The organism is Mucilaginibacter sp. PPCGB 2223 (genome assembly GCF_001705515.1).
GTDB lineage: Bacteria > Bacteroidota > Bacteroidia > Sphingobacteriales > Sphingobacteriaceae > Mucilaginibacter.
On sequence record NZ_MDJS01000002.1, the window covers coordinates 905,227 to 930,238 of the forward strand.

At 46.3% G+C, this 25,012-nt stretch carries 24 protein-coding genes; 17 read left to right on the top strand and 7 right to left on the bottom strand.

Translation table 11 applies throughout. The annotated features are described in order from the left end of the window. The first annotated feature begins 50 nt into the window (after positions 1-50). Positions 51-2,351: a family 20 glycosylhydrolase gene (locus BEL04_RS14370; protein WP_066005052.1), complete on the top strand. Its 2,301-nt coding sequence runs from the start codon at positions 51-53 to the stop codon at positions 2,349-2,351. Positions 2,352-2,364: 13 nt separating this feature from the next. Then, on the top strand, positions 2,365-3,174 hold the full coding sequence (locus tag BEL04_RS14375; protein ID WP_066005054.1) for a hypothetical protein: 810 nt from the start codon (positions 2,365-2,367) through the stop codon (positions 3,172-3,174). 76 nt (positions 3,175-3,250) lie between these two features. Here the strand turns inward: BEL04_RS14375 and BEL04_RS14380 are convergent, their stop codons facing one another. Continuing rightward, positions 3,251-4,624, bottom strand: a complete 1,374-nt coding sequence (locus BEL04_RS14380; protein WP_066005056.1) for an exonuclease domain-containing protein — start codon at positions 4,622-4,624, stop codon at positions 3,251-3,253. A 168-nt stretch (positions 4,625-4,792) separates the two neighbouring features. Here BEL04_RS14380 and BEL04_RS14385 point away from each other — a divergent pair, with 168 nt between their 5' ends. The 7 genes from BEL04_RS14385 to BEL04_RS14420 all read left to right on the top strand — a co-directional run bounded on the left by BEL04_RS14385 (position 4,793) and on the right by BEL04_RS14420 (position 13,819). Beyond that, a complete protein-coding gene (locus BEL04_RS14385) occupies positions 4,793-6,508 on the top strand; it encodes an ATP-binding protein (RefSeq protein ID WP_066005057.1) in 1,716 nt (571 codons plus the stop codon). Positions 6,509-6,597: 89 nt separating this feature from the next. Further along, positions 6,598-7,122 (top strand): c-type cytochrome, encoded by a 525-nt coding sequence (locus BEL04_RS14390; RefSeq protein ID WP_066005060.1) that lies wholly within the window; start codon positions 6,598-6,600, stop codon positions 7,120-7,122. 322 nt (positions 7,123-7,444) lie between these two features. After that, positions 7,445-9,859, top strand: a complete 2,415-nt coding sequence (locus tag BEL04_RS14395; RefSeq protein WP_139113049.1) for a TonB-dependent receptor domain-containing protein — start codon at positions 7,445-7,447, stop codon at positions 9,857-9,859. Positions 9,860-10,373: 514 nt separating this feature from the next. Continuing rightward, on the top strand, positions 10,374-11,129 hold the full coding sequence (locus BEL04_RS14405) for a DUF1080 domain-containing protein (protein WP_083227933.1): 756 nt from the start codon (positions 10,374-10,376) through the stop codon (positions 11,127-11,129). Between the two features lie 2 nt (positions 11,130-11,131). Next, positions 11,132-12,487 (top strand): Gfo/Idh/MocA family protein, encoded by a 1,356-nt coding sequence (locus BEL04_RS14410; RefSeq protein ID WP_066005065.1) that lies wholly within the window; start codon positions 11,132-11,134, stop codon positions 12,485-12,487. 78 nt (positions 12,488-12,565) lie between these two features. Then, positions 12,566-12,766, top strand: coding sequence for a hypothetical protein (locus BEL04_RS14415; RefSeq protein WP_066005067.1), 201 nt, complete (start codon positions 12,566-12,568; stop codon positions 12,764-12,766). A gap of 9 nt (positions 12,767-12,775) precedes the next feature. Beyond that, positions 12,776-13,819: a PmoA family protein gene (locus BEL04_RS14420; RefSeq protein WP_083227934.1), complete on the top strand. Its 1,044-nt coding sequence runs from the start codon at positions 12,776-12,778 to the stop codon at positions 13,817-13,819. A gap of 72 nt (positions 13,820-13,891) precedes the next feature. Here the strand turns inward: BEL04_RS14420 and BEL04_RS24375 are convergent, their stop codons facing one another. Continuing rightward, complete coding sequence (locus BEL04_RS24375; RefSeq protein ID WP_175404084.1) at positions 13,892-14,041, bottom strand: hypothetical protein; 150 nt, start codon at positions 14,039-14,041, stop codon at positions 13,892-13,894. A 51-nt stretch (positions 14,042-14,092) separates the two neighbouring features. Continuing rightward, positions 14,093-15,577 (bottom strand): acetyl-CoA carboxylase biotin carboxylase subunit, encoded by a 1,485-nt coding sequence (gene accC / locus BEL04_RS14425; protein ID WP_066005070.1) that lies wholly within the window; start codon positions 15,575-15,577, stop codon positions 14,093-14,095. A gap of 209 nt (positions 15,578-15,786) precedes the next feature. Here accC and BEL04_RS14430 point away from each other — a divergent pair, with 209 nt between their 5' ends. From BEL04_RS14430 to BEL04_RS14455, 6 genes are all read left to right on the top strand, one after another. Next, the gene (locus BEL04_RS14430) at positions 15,787-16,503 is read left to right on the top strand and encodes a hypothetical protein (RefSeq protein ID WP_066005073.1); all 717 of its coding nucleotides are present in this window, start codon (positions 15,787-15,789) and stop codon (positions 16,501-16,503) included. A gap of 58 nt (positions 16,504-16,561) precedes the next feature. Next, complete coding sequence (locus BEL04_RS14435; protein WP_066005075.1) at positions 16,562-17,323, top strand: hypothetical protein; 762 nt, start codon at positions 16,562-16,564, stop codon at positions 17,321-17,323. A 73-nt stretch (positions 17,324-17,396) separates the two neighbouring features. Beyond that, positions 17,397-17,741 carry a cupin domain-containing protein gene (locus tag BEL04_RS14440; protein WP_066005077.1) on the top strand — a complete coding sequence of 115 codons (345 nt, stop codon included), beginning with the start codon at positions 17,397-17,399 and terminating at the stop codon, positions 17,739-17,741. Then, positions 17,738-18,637 (top strand): alpha/beta hydrolase, encoded by a 900-nt coding sequence (locus BEL04_RS14445; RefSeq protein WP_066005078.1) that lies wholly within the window; start codon positions 17,738-17,740, stop codon positions 18,635-18,637. Before BEL04_RS14440 ends, BEL04_RS14445 begins: the two co-directional genes overlap by 4 nt. Before the next feature lie 57 nt (positions 18,638-18,694). Then, the gene (locus tag BEL04_RS14450; RefSeq protein WP_066005079.1) at positions 18,695-19,204 is read left to right on the top strand and encodes a hypothetical protein; all 510 of its coding nucleotides are present in this window, start codon (positions 18,695-18,697) and stop codon (positions 19,202-19,204) included. Between the two features lie 119 nt (positions 19,205-19,323). Next, on the top strand, positions 19,324-21,054 hold the full coding sequence (locus BEL04_RS14455) for an SMP-30/gluconolactonase/LRE family protein (RefSeq protein ID WP_066005081.1): 1,731 nt from the start codon (positions 19,324-19,326) through the stop codon (positions 21,052-21,054). Positions 21,055-21,056: 2 nt separating this feature from the next. Here BEL04_RS14455 and BEL04_RS14460 read toward each other — a convergent pair whose 3' ends face one another. Both BEL04_RS14460 and BEL04_RS14465 read right to left on the bottom strand, forming a co-directional pair. After that, positions 21,057-21,428 carry a VOC family protein gene (locus BEL04_RS14460; RefSeq protein WP_066005082.1) on the bottom strand — a complete coding sequence of 124 codons (372 nt, stop codon included), beginning with the start codon at positions 21,426-21,428 and terminating at the stop codon, positions 21,057-21,059. Between the two features lie 72 nt (positions 21,429-21,500). Next, entirely contained in the window at positions 21,501-21,860 is a 360-nt protein-coding gene (locus BEL04_RS14465) for a PleD family two-component system response regulator (protein WP_066005084.1), read from the bottom strand. A gap of 198 nt (positions 21,861-22,058) precedes the next feature. Between BEL04_RS14465 and BEL04_RS14470 the strand changes: the two genes are divergently transcribed. After that, a complete protein-coding gene (locus BEL04_RS14470) occupies positions 22,059-23,141 on the top strand; it encodes a GAF domain-containing protein (RefSeq protein ID WP_066005089.1) in 1,083 nt (360 codons plus the stop codon). 7 nt (positions 23,142-23,148) lie between these two features. Here the strand turns inward: BEL04_RS14470 and BEL04_RS14475 are convergent, their stop codons facing one another. Then, the gene (locus BEL04_RS14475; protein ID WP_066005090.1) at positions 23,149-23,430 is read right to left on the bottom strand and encodes a hypothetical protein; all 282 of its coding nucleotides are present in this window, start codon (positions 23,428-23,430) and stop codon (positions 23,149-23,151) included. 317 nt (positions 23,431-23,747) lie between these two features. On the opposite strand from BEL04_RS14475, the gene BEL04_RS14485 reads away from it, so the two are divergent. Then, positions 23,748-24,332, top strand: a complete 585-nt coding sequence (locus tag BEL04_RS14485) for a riboflavin synthase (RefSeq protein WP_066005097.1) — start codon at positions 23,748-23,750, stop codon at positions 24,330-24,332. Positions 24,333-24,339: 7 nt separating this feature from the next. Here BEL04_RS14485 and BEL04_RS14490 read toward each other — a convergent pair whose 3' ends face one another. Continuing rightward, positions 24,340-24,864 (bottom strand): hypothetical protein, encoded by a 525-nt coding sequence (locus BEL04_RS14490; protein ID WP_066005100.1) that lies wholly within the window; start codon positions 24,862-24,864, stop codon positions 24,340-24,342. Positions 24,865-25,012: the final 148 nt, after the last annotated feature.

Genomic DNA, 25,012 nt, shown 5'->3' on the forward strand with positions numbered 1-25,012 from the left:
CACTTTATTTTCAAAATCTGTTAACTTCACAACTTCCATAACCCAATGTAATGCTAAAACACTTTTTACTGGCCCTCACATTCTTTGGTTTTTCTGCGGCTTATGCGCAGGACGCTGCTCCAAACCTTAATATCATACCTGCCCCCGTCTCTCTTAAAAAATCTGACGGCGTTTTTATCCTTAACCAGGAAACCCTTATCCAGGCCGATACACCTGCCAACCGTGCAGTCGGCGTATTTACATCGGCGTTGCTGAGCACCCGGGGGCTGCGCAAACAGGTTACCTTAACCGATAACTCGGTTACCACACATGTTATTAAGTTTACTTCGGCAGGCGCCGATGCCCTGCCCGCCGAGGGCTATCATATCAGCATTACGCCGCAGCAAATTACCGTTACCGGCAAAGGAGCCGGCCTGTTTTACGCTGTGCAGACTTTAATCCAGTTGCTGCCGGCAACCAACGCTGCTGTAGCGAAGGTACCTTGTGTGGATATTGATGATTACCCCCGCTTTGGCTACCGCGGCCTGCACCTGGATGTATCGCGACATTTTTTCGGTGTCGATTTCGTTAAAAAGTATATCGACCTGATGGCCCAGTATAAGCTGAATACCTTTCACTGGCATTTAACTGATGATCAGGGATGGCGCATCGAGATCAAAAAATATCCGAAGCTAACCGAAGTTGGTAGTCAGCGCGAGCAGACCATGATCGGTAATTACCACGATTTTAACCCGCAGCAGTTTGATAACACGCCTTACGGCGGATATTATACGCAGGACCAGGTGCGCGACGTGGTGAAATACGCAGCCGAGCGTTACATTACCGTTTTGCCCGAAATTGAAATGCCCGGGCATTCGGTTGCTGCAATAGCCGCTTACCCCGAGCTGGGTTGTTATGGCAATAAGCAGGTAAAGGTACAGGGTACCTGGGGTGGTTTCGACGATATTTATTGCCCTACCGATTATACCTTCAATTTTATGCAGGATGTGCTGACCGAAGTGATGGGCCTCTTCCCGAGCAAGTACATCCACATCGGCGGCGACGAGGTTTCGAAAACCGCCTGGAAACAATCGGTGTTCTGCCAGGACCTGATCAAAAAGTTAAAGCTTAAAGATGAGGAAGGATTACAAAGCTACTTCATCCAGCGGATAGAAAAATTTGTGAACAGCAAGGGCCGCAGCATCATCGGCTGGGACGAGATCCTGCAAGGCGGCCTGGCGCCAAATGCCACCGTAATGAGCTGGCGCGGCGAATCCGGCGGCATAGCTGCCGCACAACAGCATCATAATGTGATTATGACGCCCGGCAGCGGGGGGGTATATTTCGATCATGCCCAGGGCAAAACCAGCCAGGAGCCCGTAGGCATTGGCGGTTACGCACCTTTGCAAAAAACCTACAGCTATAACCCGGTGCCGGTATCGCTTACCACCGATCAGCAAAAATATATCATGGGTGTACAGGCCAATGTATGGACGGAATATATTGCCACCGATAACAAAGTAGAGTATATGTTGCTTCCGCGATTGCTGGCCCTGTCGGAAATTGCATGGACACCCCTCGCCAACAAAAATTACAAGGATTTCAGCGAGACCCGTGTGCCCGTGCATTTGGCTAAGATAGATGCCGCCGGGCTGAACTACCGTGTATCAACCGCCATTGGCGCACCCGATACCATCATCACAGGGAATAAATACACTTTTACTTTAAAAAGCCCGGTTGCCGGAGCTAAAATATATTATACCATTGATGGCTACACCCCGCGCGAAACAGACCTGGAATACACCGGGCCGGTAACCGTGCAGGTGCCCGATAATATGAGCAGGGTGTTTCAAACCATTGTGATCACGCCATCGGGCAAACGCAGCGCCGTGACCCGTGCCGTGATCAATAACAAACCAGCCCTTGCCCCGGTAACCTACAGCGGTACTGCCGATGGTTTAAAATATCGGTTGTTTAACGGAACGTTCGAAAACACGGATAAGATAGACGGCGGGGCCGAAATAGATACCGGGATAGTTAAAAACTTTAACACCAATGTTTTTCGCAAAAACGGCATTCACGATTTTGGTGTAATATATAACGGTTTTATACGTATTGATAATGACGGCCGCTATTCATTCTCAACCTCTTCGGGCGATGGCTCGGTATTATTGATAGATGACCAACTGGTAGTTGATAACGATGGTAAACATAGCGCGTTTGAACAAGGCGGCGATGTACTGCTGCAAAAAGGCTATCATAAATTTACGCTGAAATACTTTTTTGCGAGCGCAGGTAACTCGCTGCATGTATATATGACGATACCCGGCAAGCCTAAAGGCGAGCTGCCGCCCGATATGATGTTTAATTGAGTATATTTATGCAATGGTAAGGAAGATAAGCCCCGATCTGTTTTACATGGCCCTGGTAACGGTTTGCCTTGCGGCGATAAGTGCGTGTAAACAACCCGCACAGCAGCAAACGGTAACACCGCCCGGCCCGGCGGTTAAAGCGATATTGCCGCAGCCGTTCAGGTACCATAAACTTATTGAGAGCTCGCCGGGTAAATATTTCGACGTATATACCTGGGGCCGGGGTAAAGATTCGTCGGGCGCGTACCTTATCCTGCATTCCGACTCGACCGGCAGCCATTACAGCACCACCTATGGCGACCTGGAAGGCTCAGTGATCGACGTGTACAATACCGATATGAATATGGACGGCAATCCGGAAATACTTATCGAATCGAAAGCTAAGGATACCACCAACCATATCAATATCTACGCCTATGAGTTTAAAGGCGGCAAGGGCCAGAAGATCGACTTCCCGAAACTGAGCACCAATACCAAAAAAACCTACCGCGGCGGCGATGTTTTTTCGATAAAAGAGGGTAACCTGGTGCGCCAGTTCCCTGTTTACGATGGTAACGGACCCGATGCCAAACCAACCGGGAAAACCAAAATACTGCAATACGGCATAAGCGATAACACCTTTACGGTAAAAGATATCAGCCCGGTTGACAGTACCAAAACAAGCACCTCATCAGCTTCAAAACCTGCCGGAACAACCGCTGTCAGCGCCAAAAGCAACGATAAACCGGCTTCTTCCGAAAAGCACACCGAAAGCAAAAAGAAGAAAAAGAAAACCGAAGAGCATACCAGGAAGAAGAAAAAGCATCATCGGAGTGAGGAGTAGTTCTCTCTCCGCGCGTCATCGACGTTTGTAATAGTTGTTATTCAAAAACGGTAAACTGCCACTGCCACTCGCAAACTCAACCCGCCACCTCAAACTCCACCTTCCTCTCCGGGTTATTGAACGCGTAATTAGCCACCATGCTTTTAATATAACCGTTGCCGGGATAAGGCGTTAGCTGGGTTTTGAGTACCGCCAGCTCGCTGCCGTCGAGGCCTTGCTTAACATATCCCATACCGTAAAACTCGCCGTTCTCGATCAAAATATAGCTGTACTCATCGTCGGTACGGCCCTTATCGCGTATGGCAAAGGTCGATAAAGCTGCTTTCAGGTGATCGATAGCCTTGTTAACCCTTTTATTATAGCGCTGGGTAGTTTCGGTTACCTGGCAGGCGCAGGGCTTGGTTTTAACCCGCGGGCAGGGCTGGTCGTTACGCTGTACAAAGCATAGTTTCGGGCACAGGTCAAATTCGGCTATCAGCCGGTTAAGCAGGTTGTAGCCCTCAAGCATGCTGTTGCAGGTGTACAGCGGCTGCGAGTAGCGCGTCCATTTATCTATGGCCAGGCGGGTGTAGCCGCGCTGGTCCTCAAAACGGTACAGGCCGTAGGTATATTCGTAATGCTTTTGTGCGCGGTTATATTTGGGCCACAGGCGTTTGATTTCAACAGCTTCGAGAATAAAAGCAAGCAACTCGGTGCCGCAGGTTTGATGGGTGATGGTATGGATGTTACGTAAAAACTCTTGTTTCTGCAGGTCGGCCCGGTTATTGGTAAAGTGGCTTTTTACCCGTTTTTTAAGGTTACGCGCCTTGCCTACATAAACTATTTTACCTTTCTGGTCGTGAAAATAATAAACGCCAGGTGCATTCGGTAAAGCGTCAACCTGTGCCTGCGGCAGGTTTGATGGCAGCGAATGCTCTTTCGATTTTTGTTTAAGCGATGTTGTGATGTGGCCCTGCCTGTCATTTTGCAGCATCAGCTCAAAAAGCTGTGTGGTGGCAAAGGCATCGCCCATGGCGCGGTGTCGGCTCAGGTTTTCGATACCCATTTGCCGGCAAAACTTACCCAGGCTGTACGATGGCAGCCCCGGAAATATTTTGCGGCCCAAACGTACGGTACACAATTTAGGGCATTGCAGATCGTACCCTGCGCGCTGCAAATGGTGCCGCATAAACGAGTAATCGAAGTTAACGTTATGCGCCACAAAAATGTTACCGTTTAATAAGCCAAATATCTGTTCGGCAATATCGTTAAACAAAGGGGCGTTTTGCACCATCCGGTCATCAATGCCGGTAAGGGCCTGTATATAAACCGGTATAGGCGCGCAGGGGTTAACCAGGGTTTCAAAACGGTTAATCACCTGTGTGCCATCGTGTATTACGATAGCTATTTCTGTAATACCATGCGCGCTGGCATGGCTTCCTGTCGTCTCGATATCTACAATAGCATACATTACCCCGGGTGCTTAACATACAAATATATAAAGCATTTACTAATTTTTTTAGTTAATCTGATTATTGTTTTTTTGACTATTAAATAATTTGATAATTATTTTTTTTTAGATTTATACCGTTACAATTTTATCGGCCCACTATCGCTATCATCCGTTACTGGAAACTTTATGTATAACCTTAATAATCAAACTGCCGAAACAAAATTTGATCTGCAGGATATTAAGGAAACCGCCAAGCGGATGCAGCAGCTGAGTTATATTGCCATCAGCGTAAGCGCAATCATCATTTTAATCCAGCTTTTTCATCAAAACTATATCAGCGCGGGCGTAACATTCGGCAAAATATTATCGAGTGTGGTGGTGTTGATTTTACTGCGTTTGGGTTATTACAAGTTTGCCAAGTATTACATCGTTGTTCAGATCAACGTTTTTTTAATATCCGTCTCGTACATTGTCGGTCACAGGGCCGGCGGTTATCTGTATTATTTCCCGCTGGTATTTGCCCTGCCTATGGTGATCAACAACCATAAAAGGCATACTGCCGAGATCGGGGGATTTCTCGCTTTTACGGCTATCTGCGCTTATATCTGTGTGTTTTTTGGTAAAGAAACCAGTTCGCTGGATCAAATATCCGATGCGGCGTATAATGTCCTCTTTCATGTTAACATTGCATTTTCTGTTGCCTTATCGGCAATATTTGCACTGGCAAGCGTGCGGTTTGAGCGCAGGTACATCAGTGCCATCACCTCAGAGAAGGAACGTACTGAAGAGGCCATGCAGGCTCGTACCCGTTTTTTATCGACCATGGGCCACGAGCTGCGCACGCCTTTAAACGGCATCATCGGTGTATCGGGCCTGCTGCAAAAAGATGCAATGCTGCCCGAGCAGAAAGAATATTTTGATGTATTGCGGTACTGCTCCGATCATATGCTTAACCTGGTGAACGATATACTCGATTTTAATAAGATCGAAGCCGGCAAGTTTGAACTGCATGCCATCAACGTTAACCTGAAGGAGCTTCTGATCAATTCGGCGCTGCCTTTTTATAACCGGTTCGAAGAGAAGAATATTAACCTGATGGTTGATGTTGACGATAAGCTGAACGTTAACGTAATGGCCGATGACATGCGTTTGATACAGGTGATCAACAATCTGCTCTCCAACGCGCTCAAATTTACAGTAAAAGGTAAAGTAACCTTGCGGGCCACCTGTTTTGGCAATGATAACGGTAAGGTAACTGTGCAATTTGAGGTTGAAGATACGGGCATAGGTATGCATAAAGAAGATGCCGCCAAAATATTTGCCGGTTTTTGGCAGATATATCACGAAAGCTCACGCAAATATGCCGGCACGGGGCTTGGCCTTACCATTACCCAGCGCCTGCTTAATTTAATGGGCACCGAGCTGGAGGTGAACAGCGAATACGGCGTAGGTACCACCTTTTACTTTACCGTCACCTTCCCGCAGGCCGATGCCAATGCCGCCAAAGCTGCCGAAAATACCTTCAATGCCGACCTTAGCGGCTGCCGGGTGCTGATTGCCGATGATAACCCTATTAATATGCTGGTTGCCAAACGCATATTGCAGGATTGGCACGTTGATATTACTGCCTGCAAAAACGGGCGCGAGGTACTCGAAGCCCTGGCCAAAGATGCGGCCTACAATATTATACTGCTCGACCTGGAGATGCCCGAAATTGACGGCTATGCGGCAGCTGTTAAAATTAAGCAGCTTTACCCGGGCGTGCCCATGCTGGCTTTTACTGCCGCGCTGGTTGATAACGAAATGCTTAACGAGCTAAAAACGCTCGGTTTTTCTGATTGTATGCTTAAGCCGTTTAAACCTGAGGTGTTGCACCAAAAAATCGTAGAATTTAAAAATTAATATCGTATTTGTTACAACATGTTTTTTGTACAGCTATATGTTTTTACGATTATTTTTTTACTTTAGCATGATAATCTAACGCCACAAATATGCTTAAACACAAAAAAACATTAATAGTAACCTGTCTGTCAGCTGCTATCATATTTGTTGCTACTACCGCCATGCGGGCGCCGCAGCAGCAACAAGAAGAACCCGGATTTAAAAACCTGAAGGTATTGCCTAAAAACATCACTCACGATGAAATGGAAAAGGTAATGCACGAGTGGTCGGCAGCACTGGGCCAGCGCTGCGGCTTTTGCCACGCGCGCGATGCACAAACCAACAAAACCGATTTTGCGAGTGATGCCAAACCCGAAAAACTGATGGCCCGCAAAATGATGACCATGACCGAAAAGATCAACAAAAAATATTTTAAAGAAGACAAAGACGATAAAGATCACGGCGGCGCCATGACGGCTGCCATCGGCTGCTACACCTGCCACAACGGCAAAGCGCACCCGGATGCTACCGCTCCTGCGCGTAACGGTAATGGTGGCCGCGCGCCAGGCATGACCCCGCCTCCGGGTGGTGGTACCCCTCCGCCGGCAGGCAACCCGCCAACCGGGCAAAAGTAATTTTTTTGAACTAAACCTTATAAGTAAAAGCGCTCAATAACCAGGGCGCTTTTTTGTTTTTCTGCTTGCCTATCCGCGCCTCCGCGCCTGGGTAAAATTAAATGTCAGTGTCTACGCTAAAATGACCCTGAAAGTCGGACATTACTTCACTATCGTTCGCAACGATGCCCGAATAAAATTCGAAATTGAACATTCGATATTCGAAATAAAATCTCCTCACTTAATCCTTTTTCAAAAAAACAGTCTAACGAAAATAATACGTTCAAGTTTCTGGCATTTTTAATGCGATTTTTTGATTTTTGTATCTCATAAACAGCAATTTTTGAAAATACTTTACTACGCTTCCTGCCTGATGTTTTTGCTATGCCTTGGCAACGCCTACGGGCAGTCGGCAAATACGGGTACTGTTACCGGTAAACTGATCGACGCCGTTAACGGCGAACAGATAGATTTTGCGGGTATCGCCATCATCGCGCCCGAAACCGAAAGCATCGTCAAAAACACCACCAGCAACAATGGCGGCGAATTTAAAATGGGCAATGTGCCTTTTGGTAAGTATAACATCCGCATATCTTACGTCGGCTACGAAAAAATGCTCATTACCGATATCGAGATCAATGCCTCGCAACCTGACCATAACCTGGGGGTAATCCGCTTAAAACGCACCGGTAACGAAATGAACGAGGTGAAGATCGTGGAGAAAAAACCTGTAGTAAAATATACCCCCGACCAGATTGATTACGATGTAACCGCCAGCGTACAAAGCGAAGGCGCCACCGCTACCGACGTGCTGAAGAACGTGCCGATGGTGAACGTGGATATCGACGGTAACGCCACCATTGCCGGCAAGCGCAACAGCCGGGTTTTTCTGGATGGCAAGCCATCTGATTACATGACATCCAACATCACCGATTTGCTCAATATCCTGCCTTCGGATGCGATAGAGAAGATCGAGGTAATGACCAACCCGCCTGTTAAATACGCCGCCGAAGGCGATGGTATCATCAATATCGTACTTAAAAAAGGCTATAAGGTTGGGTTGAATGGTACGCTATCGGCTAATACAGGTACGCTGGGCAATTATAATATGAACAGCTACATCTCGTACCACGGCAAAAAAGTTACCATTAACGGCAGTTATGCGTATGGTGGCGGGCATAGCACGGGTGTAAGTTCATCGCTCAGCCAAAACTTTTTTTTAGACACCACTTTTTATCATAACTCGTATGCTAACCGCGAGGGCAGTAATAACGGTCAGAACCTTCGTGGCAGTATCAATTACGATATCGATACCACGCAAAATATCCGCTTTACTACCAATTTTAACCTTAACCATTCGCAGGGCGATTCGTACAGCGATACCTATTACCTGGATAGCAATTACGTAACCAGCAACCTCAATACACAGGCCAACGATACCCGTAACCGCTCATTTAACTACGTTTTCGACCTGAACTATACCTGGAAGATCAACAAACGCGGCGAACAGCTGGATGCCAGCGTAACCTATAGCGGCAACACGGCCTCGGCGTACCGTTTTTCGGATGTGAACTACCTGGACGGCAGCAACCAGCCGGTGTTGGGGCGTTTGCCCATCAACCAGATCAACCAAACGGCTGCCAACAACACGGGTTTGTTAGCTAAGATAGATTATGATAAGCCCCTGGATAGCCTGCACTACACTTTTAACACCGGCCTGTCGGCAAACGTCCATAATAACAATAATAACCAGGATGTGCAGAACTTCGACCAGGCTACGCAGCAGTACCTGCAAAACCTGGGGCTCACCAACCTCTTCAGGTACACGCAGGATATTTACTCGGGTTATGCCAGTTTCAGCATCAAAACGGATAACAAATGGTCGTTCAGGGTAGGCAGCCGTGCCGAGCTCACCGACGTGAACTTTAATGTATCCACCATTGCGCAGCAATACAACATCAAACCTTACCTTAACTTTTTCCCCAATATTTCTATCGGGAAGCAGTTTAAAGAGAAATACAACATAGGCATAAGCTACAGCCAGCGCATAGGGCGGCCAAACCAGGGCACGCTTAACCCGCAGGTATACGTAAGTACCGATGGCAAAACCATCAGCTACGGTAACCCCGGTCTCGACCCCTCGTTCACCCAGCAGGTTGATTTTAGTTTTGGCGCTTACGGCGATAACTGGGGTATTTACCCACGCCTGAGCCTGCAAAACACCAAGCATATTGTAGAGCGTATCAGCACCATCGATACAACCGGTATTACCCGTAACAGCTATTACAACCTGGGCACAAGCTCATACAATAGTTTTAGCGTTTACGGCAACTACCGCCCGGCGCGTAAAATGCAGTTTACAGGCGGTACTACCATCGGCCGTATTTTGTATCAGTCGAGCGGCAATACACGCCTGAACCGTAACGGCATCAGCTTCCAGGCAAAGGCAGGCTTATCGATGGATATCCCGGGTCACTACGCGTTCGAGGGTAATTTTAACTATTACACCAATACATCGGCGCAAAGCAGCAACCACGGTTCGGTTACCTCGAGCTTTGCCATCCGTAAATCGTTTCTCAAAAACAAATATCGTGTGCGCATTATGGCGGTAAACCCGCTGGGCCAAAGCAGCTATACTACTTATTTGTATGGCGATAACTTTAACCAGCAAAACTACTCAACCTCGCGCAACCGTAATTTCAGCGCGTCCATCAGCTACAACTTCAGCAAGGTTACGCACCCGGTTCCGGGGAAGTAAGACGTAGCACCTGCGTTAGCGATTGCAGCGCCCGCCTGCCGGCAGGCAGGGGAAACGCGGCCCGTAGGGAAACGCCCAAAATCTGATGACTATTTTTTGGTGTTTAGTATTCTTAATTCTGTTAGTATTTGATTCAGTAATGCGGTTTGTTCCTTTTTTCGTTGCAGCGAAACAAACAGGTAAACGAGTAAAAGTATTGGTATAATAAGGATGAATAGTATGAGTATACCATCCTGAACCGAAAAGAAAGCTGGGATCAACGCTTCTATTTGAGTGTGATAATTCATGGCAAGTAGGGTTTTAGATTGGATAATAAATATAGCGAAAAAGAAATCGTTTCTTTTTATAATAGCTATTCAAACTCTAAGGCAAATTAATCAATAACCGAATTGACATACCTAATGTTAACCCGGTATTATTATTATGGCAATAAAGTGTATCAATAACACAAATAATTTAAGATATTGATAAAAACATTTTACCTTTAGCCCGTAAACCTGAAAATACCATCTTCATGAAACGATTTGTACCAATGGCCGTATTTGCCATTTGTTGCGTTCTGCTTTTGTTTAAAGCCGGTAATGTCAATGCGCAAAAGCACAATCAATTAACCGCTAACGAAAAACAACACGGCTGGAAACTGCTGTTTGATGGTAAAACAAGCACGGGCTGGCGCAGTGCCAAAGGCGAAGCCTTCCCGGCTAAGGGCTGGCAGATTAAAGACGGAGAGCTAACCGTCCTGGCTTCCGAAGGTAAAGAATCGCAAAATGGTGGCGACATCGTAACCGACAAACAATACAGCGCCTTCGACCTCAGATTTGAGTTTAAGCTTACGCCCGGAGCCAACAGCGGCGTAAAATATTTTGTGACACTGAACGAGCAGACCACCGGTTCGGCTATAGGATTAGAGTATCAATTGCTTGACGACGAACTGCACCCCGATGCCAAACTGGGCCGCGACGGCGACCGTAAGCTGGCTTCGGTATACGATCTCATCCCATCAAACAAACCGGCAAGCTGTATCAAACCCATCGGCGAGTGGAACGTGGGCCGTGTAGTAGTTTACCCGAATAACCATGTGGAGCATTATTTGAATGGGGTAAAGGTTTTAGAGTACGAACGCGGCTCCAAAGCTTTCCGCGATCTGGTAGCGATCAGCAAATTCAAACCCTATCCAAATTTCGGCGAAGCCAAAGAAGGCCATATCCTTTTACAGGATCACGGCAACCAGGTATCGTTCCGCAGTATCAAAATCAAAGAACTGAAATAAGCATGAACAATTCCCGTCGCAAATTCATTCAGCAGTCGGCATTGGTAGGTGCCGGCGTATTGGCATCAAAAGTGAGCTGGAGTGCCGCAAGCTATAAACGCATCATTGGCGCTAACGACAGGGTTAGGGTAGGGGTTGTTGGTTTTTCCGACAGGCACCGCAGTTCGCACATGCCCTGTTTCATGAACCATTATAAAGAGTTGAACTTTGAAGTAGTGGCCGTATCCGATATCTGGAAACTGAGACGTGAGCAAGGCTCTGCACAATGGAAAGAAAAAATGGGCCGCGATGTTACCGCCTGCCGTAACAACGAAGAGATGTACGATAAAAAGCTGGTTGATGCGGTATTTGTAAGCACAGCCGATTTTCAGCACTCCTTACATGCTATGGAAGCGGTAAAGGCCGGTTGCGATGTATATTGCGAAAAACCTTTTGCCGAAACCATGGCCGATAACCGTGCCGCGCTAAAGGCTATAAAAGAGAGCGGTAAAATTGTACAGATAGGTTCGCAGCGCCGCAGCGGGGCCAACTATCAGGCCGCCAACGAGTTTGTGCGTTCGGGCAAATTCGGGCCGATCACGATGGTGGAGTTGACATGGAACGTAAATCAACCCGGCCGCTGGCGCAGGCCCGATGTGGTGCCTTTACTCAAAGAAAGCGATACCGACTGGAAGCGTTTTTTATTGAACCGCCCCGCAGATACATTCGACCCGCGTAAATATCTGGAGTTTCGTTTATTCTGGCCATACTCGTCGGGCCTGCCAGGCCAGTGGATGAGCCACCAGATTGATACCGTACACTGGTTCAGCGGCCTGCAGCACCCGCGCAGCGTGGTTGCCAACGGCGGTATTTATATGTGGAAGGATGGCCGTAAAAACTGGGATACCATTACCGCTGTGTTCGATTACGGTCCGCAGAACGACCCATCGACAGGTTTCCAGGTAACGTTCAGTTCGCGGATGCATAACGGCGAAGATCATCCTACCGAAATATATTACAGCAACGGCGGCTCGCTCAACCTCGATACGAACGAAGTATCGCCCAAAGGGGGCCTGACACAAAAAATGGCCTTGGCCATGGGTATGCAGGCCAATTTGCTCCAGCAGATGAGCTTGCCTAATACCGAGAAGGTGGTATCGAGCGCCAATACCGGTGGCGATACCCTCACATCAAACCACATCCGCAACTGGATGGAATGCGTGCGCAGCCGTAAAACGCCGCACGCACCTGTTGAGGCAGGGTACAGCCACTCTATCGCTACCATAATGGCTAATGCCGCCGTGCATACCGGCCAAAAGGTAACGTTCGACGAGGCTACACAAGAGGTAATGGCCGGCGGGAAAGTATTTAAATATTAGGCCCCTCCCAAACCCTCCCCGGAAGGGAGATTTAAAGCGGGCCAACCAAAGCAAATTATAACACGTACAAAATAAATTATGACAGAACTACAAACACTCGAGAGAAAAATTGCACAGTTACCTGATGAATTTAAAACAAAACTGGAAGGCTATGTTGACGCCCTGCTGGAAGAAGCCTGGACCTTAAAACACGAAACCCCGCAGTTTGGCGACAGCGTTGAGCTCGGATCAAACGAAATAAACGGACCTTTAGACGAATTTAAAGCTTATAGTTACTAAATTACACCTGTGAAAAACTCCGTTAAAGCCACACTATTCGTACCGCTTATAGCCATAGGCTCAACTGCCATGGCCCAAAAGGCCGAAATGGTTAAAATGGTAAAAGTAGCCGATAAAAATAAGGTCGATATTGTTATCGGCAATAAGTTGTTCACCAGTTTTTTGTACCCCGATAGTTTAGAGAAACCTGTTTTATACCCTGTACATGCGGCTAACGGCACCATTGTAACCAGGGGTTTTCCGATCGATCCAAAACCCGGCGATCCAACCGATCACCCGCATCACATTGGCATCTGGTTCAACTTCGAGAACCTCAACGGACTCGATTTCTGGAACAACTCCTACGCTATTAAAAAGGAAAAGAAAAGCGCATACGGTTGGGTAAAAACCGACCGTATATTGCAAACCACCAGCGGGGCAAAAGGCGTACTGGCCTATCATGCCAACTGGACTAACCAGGCTAACGATGTTTTACTGGAAGAAACCACCCGCCTGGAGTTTAGCGGGACAGCAACCCGGCGCATTATCGATAGGGTGACCACCTTAAAAGCGGTTACCCAATGCGTTTTTAACGATTCGAAAGATGGCTTGCTTGGCCTGCGCCTGGCCCACGAACTACAGATACCGAGTAAGGTTGACCAGAAGTTTACCGATAATAAAGGCAACGTAACTATAGTTAAAGGCGGCGACGACAAAGTACCTACCGGCAGTTACCTCACCAGCGAAGGTAAAATGGGCGATGCCGCCTGGGGTACGCGCGGCACCTGGTGCAAGGTTTTTGGTAAGATGGGTGCCGATTCTATCAGCATTACCATCTTCGATCATCCCGAAAATTTCAATTACCCAACCTATTGGCACGCGCGGGGCTATGGCTTGTTTGCAGCTAATCCGCTTGGGCAAAAAGCATTTACCAACGGCGAGCCAAAAGGTCTCACCTTACAAAAAGGCGAGTCGGTCACTTTCCGTTATCGGATAGTGATTGACAACGGCACCAAAACACCCGATGCCAAACAGCTAAACGTCATTGCAAAAGCTTATACCGCTAAAAAATAAGCTAAGGATACAACTTGCGCCCGTTTGTAACGAGCGCTTAACTTGGCTAAGGCATTTTGTAATGCCACAGTACTAAACTGCGTAATAAAACAAGGTATAAGTTCCCGGCGCTTCGGTAATGATCAGTATATCTTCGCGCGCTATGTGGTTGTCATTTATAAAAGCGGTGATATCCCTTAAGGGGTGAAAGCTGTTAAATGCTACTGATTTTAATGTTTTCATAGTTTGATATATGTTAGCCAAAATCTTGAAGTCACAATTTGTGACTTCAAGTTATAAAGCTTTTCTATTTTTAACCCAATTACTTTCCGTGCCTATTACTGTCTCTGCCACTGCTACTTTACTGCCCTCTTTTAAAAGCTTAGCCATAACCAGGGCGGCTATCTCCGCCTCGTCGGCGTTCTGGGTCTTCAGTACATCGGGTGTAAAATATTTTTTAACAAAGTGCGTGTCAAACTTGCCCGATGTAAAGGCCTCGTGCTGCAGCACAAACCTGCCAAAGCCGAGCGTTGTGGTAATGCCGGTTATATGGTATTCGTCAATAGCGCGTATCATGCGGTCGATAGCCTCGGTACGGTCGGCGCCGTAGGTTATCAGCTTGGCAATCATCGGGTCGTAATAGATCGGTATCTCCATGCCCTGTTCAAAACCGTCGTCAACCCTTACGCCAGGTCCTTTGGGAGTAGTGTAGGTTTGCAGTGTGCCGATATCCGGTAAAAAATCATTCGCGGGGTCTTCGGCATAAACACGTAATTCAATGGCATGGCCTTTTATTTCCAGGTCTTCCTGTTTAAAGCTGATGGCTTTGCCCCGTGCTATCTCTATCTGCTCCTTCACCAGGTCAATGCCAGTTATTAATTCGCTCACCGGGTGCTCCACCTGCAGGCGGGTGTTCATCTCCAGGAAATAAAAGTTCAGGTCATCATCCATGATAAACTCCACCGTACCTGCGCCGGTATAGTTTACGCTGCGGCCCACATCTACGGCGCATTTGCCCATACGCTGGCGTATCTCTGGCGTCAGTATAGATGATGGCGCTTCCTCGATCACCTTTTGATGGCGCCGCTGTACCGAGCATTCGCGCTCGAACAGGTGCACGATGTTGCCATGCGTATCGCCCAATATCTGTATCTCGATGTGCCTTGGCGACGATACATAACGCTCAATAAACACCGAGCCATCGCCAAAGGCCGATGTTGCTTCGCTCACGGCCAGGGCCATTTGCTCTTCAAAATCTTCTACGCGGTCAACAATGCGCATGCCTTTGCCGCCGCCGCCGGCCGCCGCCTTGATCAGGATAGGGAAACCTACTTCGCTTGCGCGGATCTTGGCCACCACCACATCAGTTATCGCTTCCTCCGTGCCGGGCACCATGGGTATATTGTATTTTAGTGCTGCCGCTTTCGCCGATAGCTTGTTGCCCATCACTTCCATAGCCTCGGGCGATGGGCCAACCAGAATCAGCCCCGCTTCGCGCACCTGTTTGGCAAATGCCGGGTTTTCCGAAAGGAAACCATAACCGGGATGAATAGCCTCGGCCCCCGTTTGTTTACATGCTGCTATGATCTTATCGCCAACCAGGTACGACTGGTTCGACGGTGCCGGGCCAATATGTACCGCTTCATCGGCATAACGTACGTGTAACGCATTCCGGTCGGCATCGCTGTAAACAGCTACGGTTTTGATGCCCATTTCGCGCGCCGAGCGCATTATCCTTAAAGCTATTTCGCCACGGTTGGCTACTAATAATTTTTTCATGCTTAGCAAAGTTAAAAGTTTAACCCGAATTGCCTAAAGCAGCCAAAATGCATAAAAATGGTTTGTTTTTTTAAGCGGTTTTGTATAGCAATGCATACAAAAAGCGTTATTGTAACTTTTTAGTTACTTTAATTATACGCTCTTAGCTTCCGATTGCATTAAAAAGGGCATACAACTACCCTTGGCATAACGTTTGGAGCGTGCAGATTATGAAAAACATTAAACACTGCCTTTTTAGCTTTTCCCTATATCTTATTGCTCTTACGGGCATATTCTCATCATCCCGGGCTTTCGGTCAGATCGATTTTTTCTACGGTAAAAATACGCACGGTTTACGTATAGGCGCAGGTGCGGGTTTAGCAGGATTAGTTACCCACTATAATAGTAACCCGTTACAGTTGGTTTATGATGGTAGCCTCGACTACGACTTTAACCCTTACCTGTCCATTGGTATCGAGGGGCAGTACGGCACTCTTAAAGGTGTTGATACCTATGAGCCGCATCATCAGTATTATACCAGCAGTACTAATAAATTCAGGGCAGCTAATATCAACCTTAAAGCCGCGCTTGGGCTTTTTTACGATTTTTATCCTAACAATGCTTTTCAGGATGCCCTAAAGCGCATGTATATAGGAGTGGGTTTCGGTAAAATGAAGGATAAAATCAGCTTTACCTACGACCCCGAACGGGCTCAATACGTATATGGCACACCTCATACTTACGACCTGATAACTGTCGTGCCGTTTTCGTTCGGCACTTATATCGATCTGCCTAACCTTCTTGGTTACGACAGGATCGAGATCAATCCCAATTATCAGTTCACCTTTATGGATTCCATGTATTCAGACGGATATATATCAAACCAGTACAGCCATCTTAAAGGTTTTTACAATATGGTATCGATCAATATCAAGTATAAGTTTTAATTTATTAATTATTGGATAATTATACGGGTTTTTATAGATTTACCTGTAAACTATTGGTATGCCCTATTTTCCAACTTCTTACGCCCCCGGTAACACCGGCCGAAATCTCGTCAGGTATCTTTTTAAGCCCCGTAAACTCATTTTTATTATCGCGCTAAGCATCGTTGTATTTAATGTTGCACCAGCTTATGGCCAGATCGATTATTTTTTTGGCAGGCATCCCAGCGGCCTGCGCCTTGGTTTGGGCGGCGGGGTTACCCAACTGGCTACCCATTATAATGATAACCCCCACATCGGTTGCTTTATCGCCACGCTCGACTACGAGTTCAGTCCTTACTTTTCGGCAGGCATCGAAGGGCAGATAGGCACACTGCAGGGCATCGACACCAATAACCCGCCACGGCAATACATTCACAGCAGTACCAACGATTTTAAAGCTATCAACTTTAATATGAAATTTGGTTTGGGTCTGATTAATGATTTTGAACCTGAAAACAAGTTTCAGGATGCCGTTAAGCGTTTGTACCTGGGCATAGGCGGTGGCGTGATGAAAAGTAATATCGCTTTCACTTACGACAGAAGTATAACAGATCCTTATTTCGATGTTAAACCCTACGGCTATGTGCCCATAATACCGCTAAATATTGGCACCTTTATAGATATAGGTAATATTTTTGGTTACGATAGGGTAGAGATCAACCCGAACTATCAAATTACCTACATTGCGTCGCCTTACCCCGATGGGTTTAAGTCGACCGCCGACAGTAACCTCAAAGGCTTTTACAGCCTGTTATCGCTCACGGTTAAATTGAAGCTATAATTTATCATTTGCTAACAAAACGCGCCATAATTATTTACCGCGTTTTGTTTAAATTTGTGTTTAAACTGGTTTTATGCAGCAGCCCCCGTTTCGGTTTTTCGATGATATTGCCACGCGCGAGATAGCCCCCGGCTTTTTTTCAAAGCTTGTTCATACACCCAATAACACCATCAATTTTATCACGGTTAAAGCAGGCTGCTCAGTACCGCTGCACCAGCATATACACCGGCAAAGCTCGTTCGTGATCGAGGGCGAATTCGAGATGACCGTCGCCGGCGAAACACGTATCCTCACACCTTCGTCCTTCGTGGTGATCGAACCTGATACGATACATGGTGGTACTGCCGTTACCGATTGTAAACTGATCGATATTTTTGACCCCGTAAGGGAGGATTATAAAAAGCTGACCGAGCAATGAGGAGATCAGCCGCCTTAATACTTCTTATTTTATGCGCCCTGCAGCTAATAGCCCAGGATGGTGTTAAGTATCCTGCCAATCCCTATCCCAAAGGTTATACAGCACAACTTAACGTGGTTTATACCAAAGTGTTTAATTACGAGTGCAAAATGGACCTTTACCTGGCGCCAAAGCTTGGCAGGCCATCGCCGGTAGTGATCAATATACACGGCGGCGGCTGGACGAGCGGCACCAAAGAGTCGCAATACGGTTTCGGGCTGTTTTATAAGCTTGGATATTCAGTTGCCAATATCGAGTACCGCATGCTGCCCACTGCGCCGGCCCCTGCGGCTATCGAGGATGTGCGCTGCGCGCTCATCTATCTTGTATCAAATGCGCACGAGCTAAATATCGATGTCAATAAGATCGTTATCATCGGCTCGTCGGCAGGGGCGCACCTGGGCCTGATGGCCGGTTTTTTAGGGAACAATACCATTTTCGACGACGATTGCCCTCACCAGCACCAGGTTAAGGTTGCCGCTATTATCGATCAGTACGGCCCGACCGACCTGGTAAGTATGGCTACCATGTTCAACGGCTACAACGCCGTTACCAACTGGCTCGGCCCGCATAAAGGCGATATCAACTTCATTAAATTTATATCGCCCATTATCTATGTTAATAAATACTGTCCGCCGGTGTTGATATTGCATGGCACCGCCGATCCGTTGGTGCCTTACCAGCAATCGGCCGACCTGTACAATAAACTGCAGGCAGCCGGCGTAAAAACGCGCTTTATCACCGTGCAGGGCGGCGGGCATGGCGGTTTCCCCGATACCAAAAACAGGGAGTTCAACGGCATAGTCGAAAGCTTTTTAACCGAGCTCGGCATTTATGATTCGCAACATTCTTACTAAATAAAACAAACATTTCCTATCAGGTTTGTTATACTACAAACAAACCTGTGTCGGATTATGAAATACGCATTTGTTTTAGGGAGCAACGCCTATATAGCCAACCAGGGCGTTATTACTTTTTTTGAGGATACTCAGGAGAAGGAATTTTTAAGGGTACGATCGGTTTTTAAACCGGTAAGGGAAGGCAATACCGAATTAGCTGTAAATATCCATATCAAAAATCGCGAAGGGTATAATATAGATGTGCTGGATAATAAAACAATGAACAGTACCCGCATCGACGATTCGCCCGGAAGGTTTAAGGTATTCAACACCGATGGCTCAACCCTGATTGATGTGCACCAGTTAGAAAAACACGATTACATGCACCTGTCGCACCATATTACTGCCGAACTGGAGCGCTATGAGCATATAGCCGTTATCAGGGTGTTTGGTCATTTTATGGTTGGCGATCACCGCATCAGCATCGATAACGAAAAACTGTTTATCGATAACGAAAGCTTTGCCGAGTCGGTACTGATTGGCCAGGGTGGCGTACAACTGCGCGCCGATGGCGTGCTGTTGTAATTTTTAGGGCGTTCCCCGTTCGGGCCGTGCTGTACCTGCCTGTCGCCAACGCAAACTATAAGCATATGCGGGCAATGGGTCCTTATTGCTTATATTTGATCAGCTAACCCAACCTTCCTATGAGAAACCTGCTGGTCATTCTGCTGTGCTTTTTGCCGATCATATGTTTTAGCCAAACACCCGCCGAAAAATACCCGGTCGATTCGGCCTCGGTAGAGCATCCCGGCGTGCCTAAAGGCGAGATATTGAAATTTACATTTGCTGACTCCAAAATATTCCCCGGCACCTGGCGCGAATATATGGTTTACGTACCTGCCCAGTACGATCCGGCTAAACCCGCCTGCGTATTTGTCGATCAGGATGGTATCCAGTTTAAATCGCCAACGGTATTTGATAACCTGATACACAGCAAAGAAATGCCGGTTACCATTGGCGTATATATCACACCGGGCCGTGTGCTGGCAAAGGATACTACCGCGCTCGACCGCTACAACCGCAGCCTCGAATTTGACGGCCTGGGTGATGCTTATGCCCGTTTTGTGCTGGATGAATTGCTGCCCGATGTAGAGAAACATAAAACTACCAATGGCCGGGCCATCGTATTATCGCATAATGGTAACGACCGCATGATAGCCGGTACCAGCAGCGGCGCTATCGCCGCCTTTACAGCCGCCTGGGAACGGCCCGACGCTTTTAGCCGGGTAATGAGTGGCATTGGTACCTACGTTAGCCTGCGCGGCGGCGACCGCTATCCCGGGCTTATCCGTAAGTATGAGCCCAAACCTATCCGCATATTTTTGCAGGACGGCTCGCACGACCTGAATATTTATGGCGGAGATTGGTTTTATGCCAACCAGATGATGGAGCGGGCGTTTACCTTTGCCGGGTACGAGGTTAACCATGCCTGGGGCGAAGGCGCGCATAGCGGCGCACAAAGTACCGCCCTTTTTGCCGATGCCATGCGCTGGCTATGGAAAGATTATCCGGCGCCGGTTAAAGCAGGCAAAAGTAAAAATGCTATGCTCGGTGAGATTTTGATTGATAGGGAAGGGTGGGAAAAGGTTAGTGGCGATTATGGATTGCTCAGCGAGTTTAAAGCAGATCGGGAGGGGGAGATTTGCTTACGGGATATAAAAACTAATAAATGGTATACGATTGACCATGATAATAGAATTAAAGTTGAAAGGCATCCTAAACCCAAGGTGTTAAAAAGCGATGCATCTCCTCATGGAATGAAAAGCTTAGTAGTTGTTGCTTTTAATAAAGATGCCGAAATAGACTATTATAAATATCCTTTTTCAGGCAACGACCTGGTAAATAATAATTTTATGTATTTGACGGGTACAACCGGTTCCGTTGATGGTGGTAAAATTTTAATGTTTAAAGACTATTCAAAAAAATTAGTCGTGGATAGAGGCCTCAACCACCCTTATGGCCTGGCCCTAACGCCTGACCATTCCCAACTCTATGTAACCGAATCAAACACCCACTGGATTTGGATATACAACATTAACGCCGATGGTACTTTAAGTAATAAGCAGCGGTATGGCTGGCTGCACTCGCCCGATACCACCGATAACGCGCAGCCCCGCGGTATCAAAGTCGACCGCGACGGCCGGGTTTACGTGGCTACGGCTTTAGGCATACAGGTGCTCGATCAGGTTGGCCGCGTTAATGCTATTTTACCTTTACCGTTTGGTGCCGGCCCTGCTATCGACCTTTGCTTCGGCGGGAAAGATTTTAACGAGTTATTTGTTATTACCCGCGATAAGATCTATCGGCGTAAGCTAAACGTGCACGGCATGAATGATTTTGACCCGCCTGTAAAGCCTGCCAAGCCGCATCTGTAATGTTATGCCTGTATAACCGAAATAAAATTGCCCGCCGGGTCCTTAAACCAGGCTATCAGCGGGCCGCCTTTACGAAAGATACCCTTGTCATCGGTTTGCATTTGCCCGGTGTAATGTTCAAATTTTATGCCTTTGGCAGTGAGTTCATCCACCGCTTTTTCCACATCGCTCACCTTAAAATTAAGGATGGTAAAAGTTGCCGGCTGATGGTTGGGTTTGGGATAGATAAATACATGCGTGCCGTTGCCGATATCCAGGTCAAGGCCTTCTTTTTGCTCGGTTACTTTAAGGTCAAGCACATCGCCATAAAAGGTTTTTGCCTGTTGCAGGTCGTTAACCGAAAACCCGCTGAATGCTTCGTTATAGCTAAACATAATGCTGCACTTTATTTAGGATAAGAGTTTCGGGGAGGATTTTGTTTTTACCTGTTTAAAAACGCGCGGCTTTTAGCTAATCAGCAGCTCTATTTTTCTCAGCATTTCGCGCATTTCAAAAGGCTTGGCCAGGTAATTATCTGCACCGGCGTCTGTAGCTGCTTTGGCCACATTTAAACTGGCCGATATCAGTATGATGGGTATATGCGCTGTTTTGGGGTCGGTTTTTAGCACTTTGCATATCTCCGTGCCGCTTAGCCCGGGCATCCAGATATCCAATAAAAACAAATCAGGCGCGTTTTGCCCTGCAATTTCGAGCACGTTGTCACCATCCAGAGTGGTAATCACATCATACCCCTTAAAATGCAGCATTGCCTCGATAGCTTCCAGTATACCCGGATCATCGTCGGCAACTAAAATTTTTTTACCCATTTATTTACAACAGTAATACAACAACAATAATATAATTTTTAAATGTAACATTAATGTCACTATTTTATATAATTGATAAGATGGCAAACAAAGCTATCTTTGCTGATACTTATATCGGGCATATACGCCTGATCGTTTTTCAGTGATATTTATTAACAAAATTGAATCCAAATACTTATTAATTAAGTATAAGCCGAAATGAATAAAACTGAAGAGCAGCGAGCTAAAGCGGTAAAGCGTTTTCTGGATTTAAAGATCAGCCGGGAGAGTGAGTTGCAGGGGATAGTAGAGATGGCGGCCCAGATCTGCCACACGCCTATTGCCATGATCACTTTTACTGATACCAAAACCCAGCTTATCAAATATAAAACGGGCGTTGATACCGCCACGATAAAAAATGCCGACGCATTTTGCGGCGAAATTATTACAACGGGCCAACCGCTCGTCATTCCCGATTTGCAAAAAAGCGCTTTTGCTGATAACCCTTTTGTTAAAGCCGATGCTGGTGTGCGTTTTTATGCAGGTGCACCAATTACCACTTTCGATGGATTAACCGTAGGTACATTATGCGTGTTGGATATCCAGCCTAAAACGCTTAGTGCAAAACAGGTCAAAATGCTTGGCCTGCTTTCGCACCAGATTATTACGATTATGGAGTTTGATCTGAGTATCGAGGTCTTAAAAGCACAATACCGCCAGGTAAAAGAATCCGAGAATAAGCTGCGGTCGTTTTTTGACAGTTCGGTATCGTGTCATTTTTTGCTTGATCGCGATATGCGCATTACCGCTTTCAATAAAACTGCTGCCAAGTTTGTAAAAAACATGCTGGGGATACGCCTCAAAGCGGGCATCCGTATGAGCGATCATGTTGAGAACGTGGGTAGGTTTACCCGCAATTTTAACAGAGCTTTAGCGGGCAAGGTTATTAAGGCCGAAATTGAAGTGAATTATAAAAACGGGCCAATCTGGTGGGGAATTGTTTGCGAACCGGCTTATGATAGTGAAGGCGAAATCATCGGGGTTTCGTACAACGCCACCGATATCACCGAATCTAAAAATAACCAGAAAAGAATATCCGACCAAAACGAGCTGCTGCGTAATATTGCCTTTGTACAGTCGCACGAGTTGCGCAAACCCGTAGCCAGCATTTTGGGGTTGATGTATCTGATTAAATTAAATAGCTATAATGCTGATAAGGAGCATTTGGAAATGTTGGAAAATGCGACATCCGAGCTCGATCAGAAAATAACTTCGATCATCAATCAGGTCGAAATAAAGTAGGCAGCAATCAGGCAGCCTGATCTTCAAATATTTCCTTAAAGGCCTTTATACATTCCCTGCGAATGGTTTCGGGCAGTTCCGAATATTTCCAAAAAATAAAACTGAACGTATTGCCGTACTGCTCGCTAAAAATATGGTACATCAGAGAGTCGTGCTTGTCCTGGTCGTACATAGCCGGGCGTTTCTTAAACCAGTCGATGTACATCTGCTCAATTTGTTCCAGCCTTGCCGCAAATTGCTGCTTAAGAGTCGGATTAATATTTCTTGTTATCAACAACCGGTTTTCCATAATTTTTGTCAAAGGGCATGATCACAATAATATGTTTTACATGTGTTTTGCGTGTTAAACCATAATGAATAAATTAACATTGGGATGGATGTATACGGGGCTGTTTAAAACAAGGTTTGGAGCTTTTGACAAAAAATATAAATATTTTGCAGGGTTTACGATGCCGATATTTTATGTCATTATCATAAATATTTTAAACAAATATTGTGATATAAACGCGGCGGTATATCGGGATGAGAGCGTTTTAAATGATCTTGAAATTGTAAACTTGTGCGGCAATACCTACAGGTGAAATTATTATAATTATTTTTGAAGCCATGTTTACAGGCATTATAGAAACTTTAGGTACAGTTACCAACCTACAACACGATAGTGGTAATTTACACATCACCGTGTCATCAGCCATAGCGCACGAGTTAAAGATCGATCAATCGGTAGCGCATAACGGGGTATGTTTAACGGTTATTGCAGTAACCGATGGACAACATACAGTAACTGCTATTGCCGAAACGTTAAACAAAACCAATTTGGTTGAGTTAAAGGTTGGCGACCTGGTAAACCTGGAACGCTGTATGCAAATGAACGCCCGGCTCGACGGCCACATTGTGCAGGGCCATGTTGATCAGACAGCCGTTTGCACCAATTTTAAAACGCTGGATGGCAGCTGGGAATATACTTTTGAATATGACACCGCTGCTGGTAACGTAACAGTTGAAAAAGGATCAATTTGTGTAAATGGGATAAGTCTTACAGTGGTAAACTCCGGGCCTAACTATTTTTCGGTAGCCATTATACCTTATACTTTCGAACATACCAACCTGCAATCGGTAACTCAGGGATCGGTTGTTAACCTCGAGTTCGACATTATAGGCAAATACGTAGCACGGTTAATGCAGCGCTAAACAAAGATTAGTAATCGCTATACAGGATTTTAGTTACACGGCCATTCTCGCCCATATCATACTCCAGGTACTGATCGGTTGTGGCATCATCACTTTTTACATCCAAAAAAGCGGCGTTATCCTGAATTTTCAGGTGGGGCAGATCTCTGGTAGTGTTCCCTATCGAGGTGGTATACCGGTTGCCAGCCAAACCTACCTTAAATTTGTGTGATGTGATCTCGAAGTTGGTAAGTTTATTTTTTACGAAATAAAACTTTGCGCCGTTGTAGTTGAGTACAGTGCCTTGTTTGTAGCTTGCCTGCGATGAGTAAGGCGCTATTTGTTTTGGCTGGCCTAAAGCGCTTATCACCGCATTTTCGGTAGATCCAATTTTTACCGAAGTTTTACCTGCCGGAAGTTTAATTTCAACATCGGCTACATTAATGCTCTCTTTAGGACCGAATATGCTTTTTGTACCAATAAAAATTACTGCCAAAACTACTATTAGCCCAAGCGCCCATAATCCCAATTTTTTTGTAGTATGTTTTTTCATAATCGTAATTTTTAAGCCCCATCTATATAGCATCAACAATTAAACACTAATTTACATATAAGGTTTAAAAAAAATACTCAATTAACGGATTTGTGACCTAAAAACAGACTTGCTGGTCAGTAAAATATGGTGAAAATGACAATTAAAA

Excerpts from the sequence above, each read along its gene's own strand:
- BEL04_RS14370 (WP_066005052.1), top strand. The coding sequence starts at position 51 with ATGCTAAAACACTTTTTACTGGCCCTCACATTCTTTGGTTTTTCTGCG.
- BEL04_RS14380 (WP_066005056.1), bottom strand. The coding sequence starts at position 4,624 with ATGTATGCTATTGTAGATATCGAGACGACAGGAAGCCATGCCAGCGCG.
- BEL04_RS14430 (WP_066005073.1), top strand. The coding sequence starts at position 15,787 with ATGAAAAACATTAAACACTGCCTTTTTAGCTTTTCCCTATATCTTATT.
- BEL04_RS14490 (WP_066005100.1), bottom strand. The coding sequence starts at position 24,864 with ATGAAAAAACATACTACAAAAAAATTGGGATTATGGGCGCTTGGGCTA.
- BEL04_RS14385 (WP_066005057.1), top strand. The coding sequence starts at position 4,793 with ATGTATAACCTTAATAATCAAACTGCCGAAACAAAATTTGATCTGCAG.
- BEL04_RS14440 (WP_066005077.1), top strand. The coding sequence starts at position 17,397 with ATGCAGCAGCCCCCGTTTCGGTTTTTCGATGATATTGCCACGCGCGAG.
- BEL04_RS14485 (WP_066005097.1), top strand. The coding sequence starts at position 23,748 with ATGTTTACAGGCATTATAGAAACTTTAGGTACAGTTACCAACCTACAA.
- BEL04_RS14435 (WP_066005075.1), top strand. The coding sequence starts at position 16,562 with ATGCCCTATTTTCCAACTTCTTACGCCCCCGGTAACACCGGCCGAAAT.
- BEL04_RS14455 (WP_066005081.1), top strand. The coding sequence starts at position 19,324 with ATGAGAAACCTGCTGGTCATTCTGCTGTGCTTTTTGCCGATCATATGT.
- BEL04_RS14415 (WP_066005067.1), top strand. The coding sequence starts at position 12,566 with ATGACAGAACTACAAACACTCGAGAGAAAAATTGCACAGTTACCTGAT.
- BEL04_RS14465 (WP_066005084.1), bottom strand. The coding sequence starts at position 21,860 with ATGGGTAAAAAAATTTTAGTTGCCGACGATGATCCGGGTATACTGGAA.
- BEL04_RS14470 (WP_066005089.1), top strand. The coding sequence starts at position 22,059 with ATGAATAAAACTGAAGAGCAGCGAGCTAAAGCGGTAAAGCGTTTTCTG.
- BEL04_RS14450 (WP_066005079.1), top strand. The coding sequence starts at position 18,695 with ATGAAATACGCATTTGTTTTAGGGAGCAACGCCTATATAGCCAACCAG.
- BEL04_RS14405 (WP_083227933.1), top strand. The coding sequence starts at position 10,374 with ATGAAACGATTTGTACCAATGGCCGTATTTGCCATTTGTTGCGTTCTG.
- accC (WP_066005070.1), bottom strand. The coding sequence starts at position 15,577 with ATGAAAAAATTATTAGTAGCCAACCGTGGCGAAATAGCTTTAAGGATA.
- BEL04_RS14375 (WP_066005054.1), top strand. The coding sequence starts at position 2,365 with ATGGTAAGGAAGATAAGCCCCGATCTGTTTTACATGGCCCTGGTAACG.
- BEL04_RS14410 (WP_066005065.1), top strand. The coding sequence starts at position 11,132 with ATGAACAATTCCCGTCGCAAATTCATTCAGCAGTCGGCATTGGTAGGT.
- BEL04_RS14390 (WP_066005060.1), top strand. The coding sequence starts at position 6,598 with ATGCTTAAACACAAAAAAACATTAATAGTAACCTGTCTGTCAGCTGCT.
- BEL04_RS24375 (WP_175404084.1), bottom strand. The coding sequence starts at position 14,041 with ATGAAAACATTAAAATCAGTAGCATTTAACAGCTTTCACCCCTTAAGG.
- BEL04_RS14475 (WP_066005090.1), bottom strand. The coding sequence starts at position 23,430 with ATGGAAAACCGGTTGTTGATAACAAGAAATATTAATCCGACTCTTAAG.
- BEL04_RS14445 (WP_066005078.1), top strand. The coding sequence starts at position 17,738 with ATGAGGAGATCAGCCGCCTTAATACTTCTTATTTTATGCGCCCTGCAG.
- BEL04_RS14460 (WP_066005082.1), bottom strand. The coding sequence starts at position 21,428 with ATGTTTAGCTATAACGAAGCATTCAGCGGGTTTTCGGTTAACGACCTG.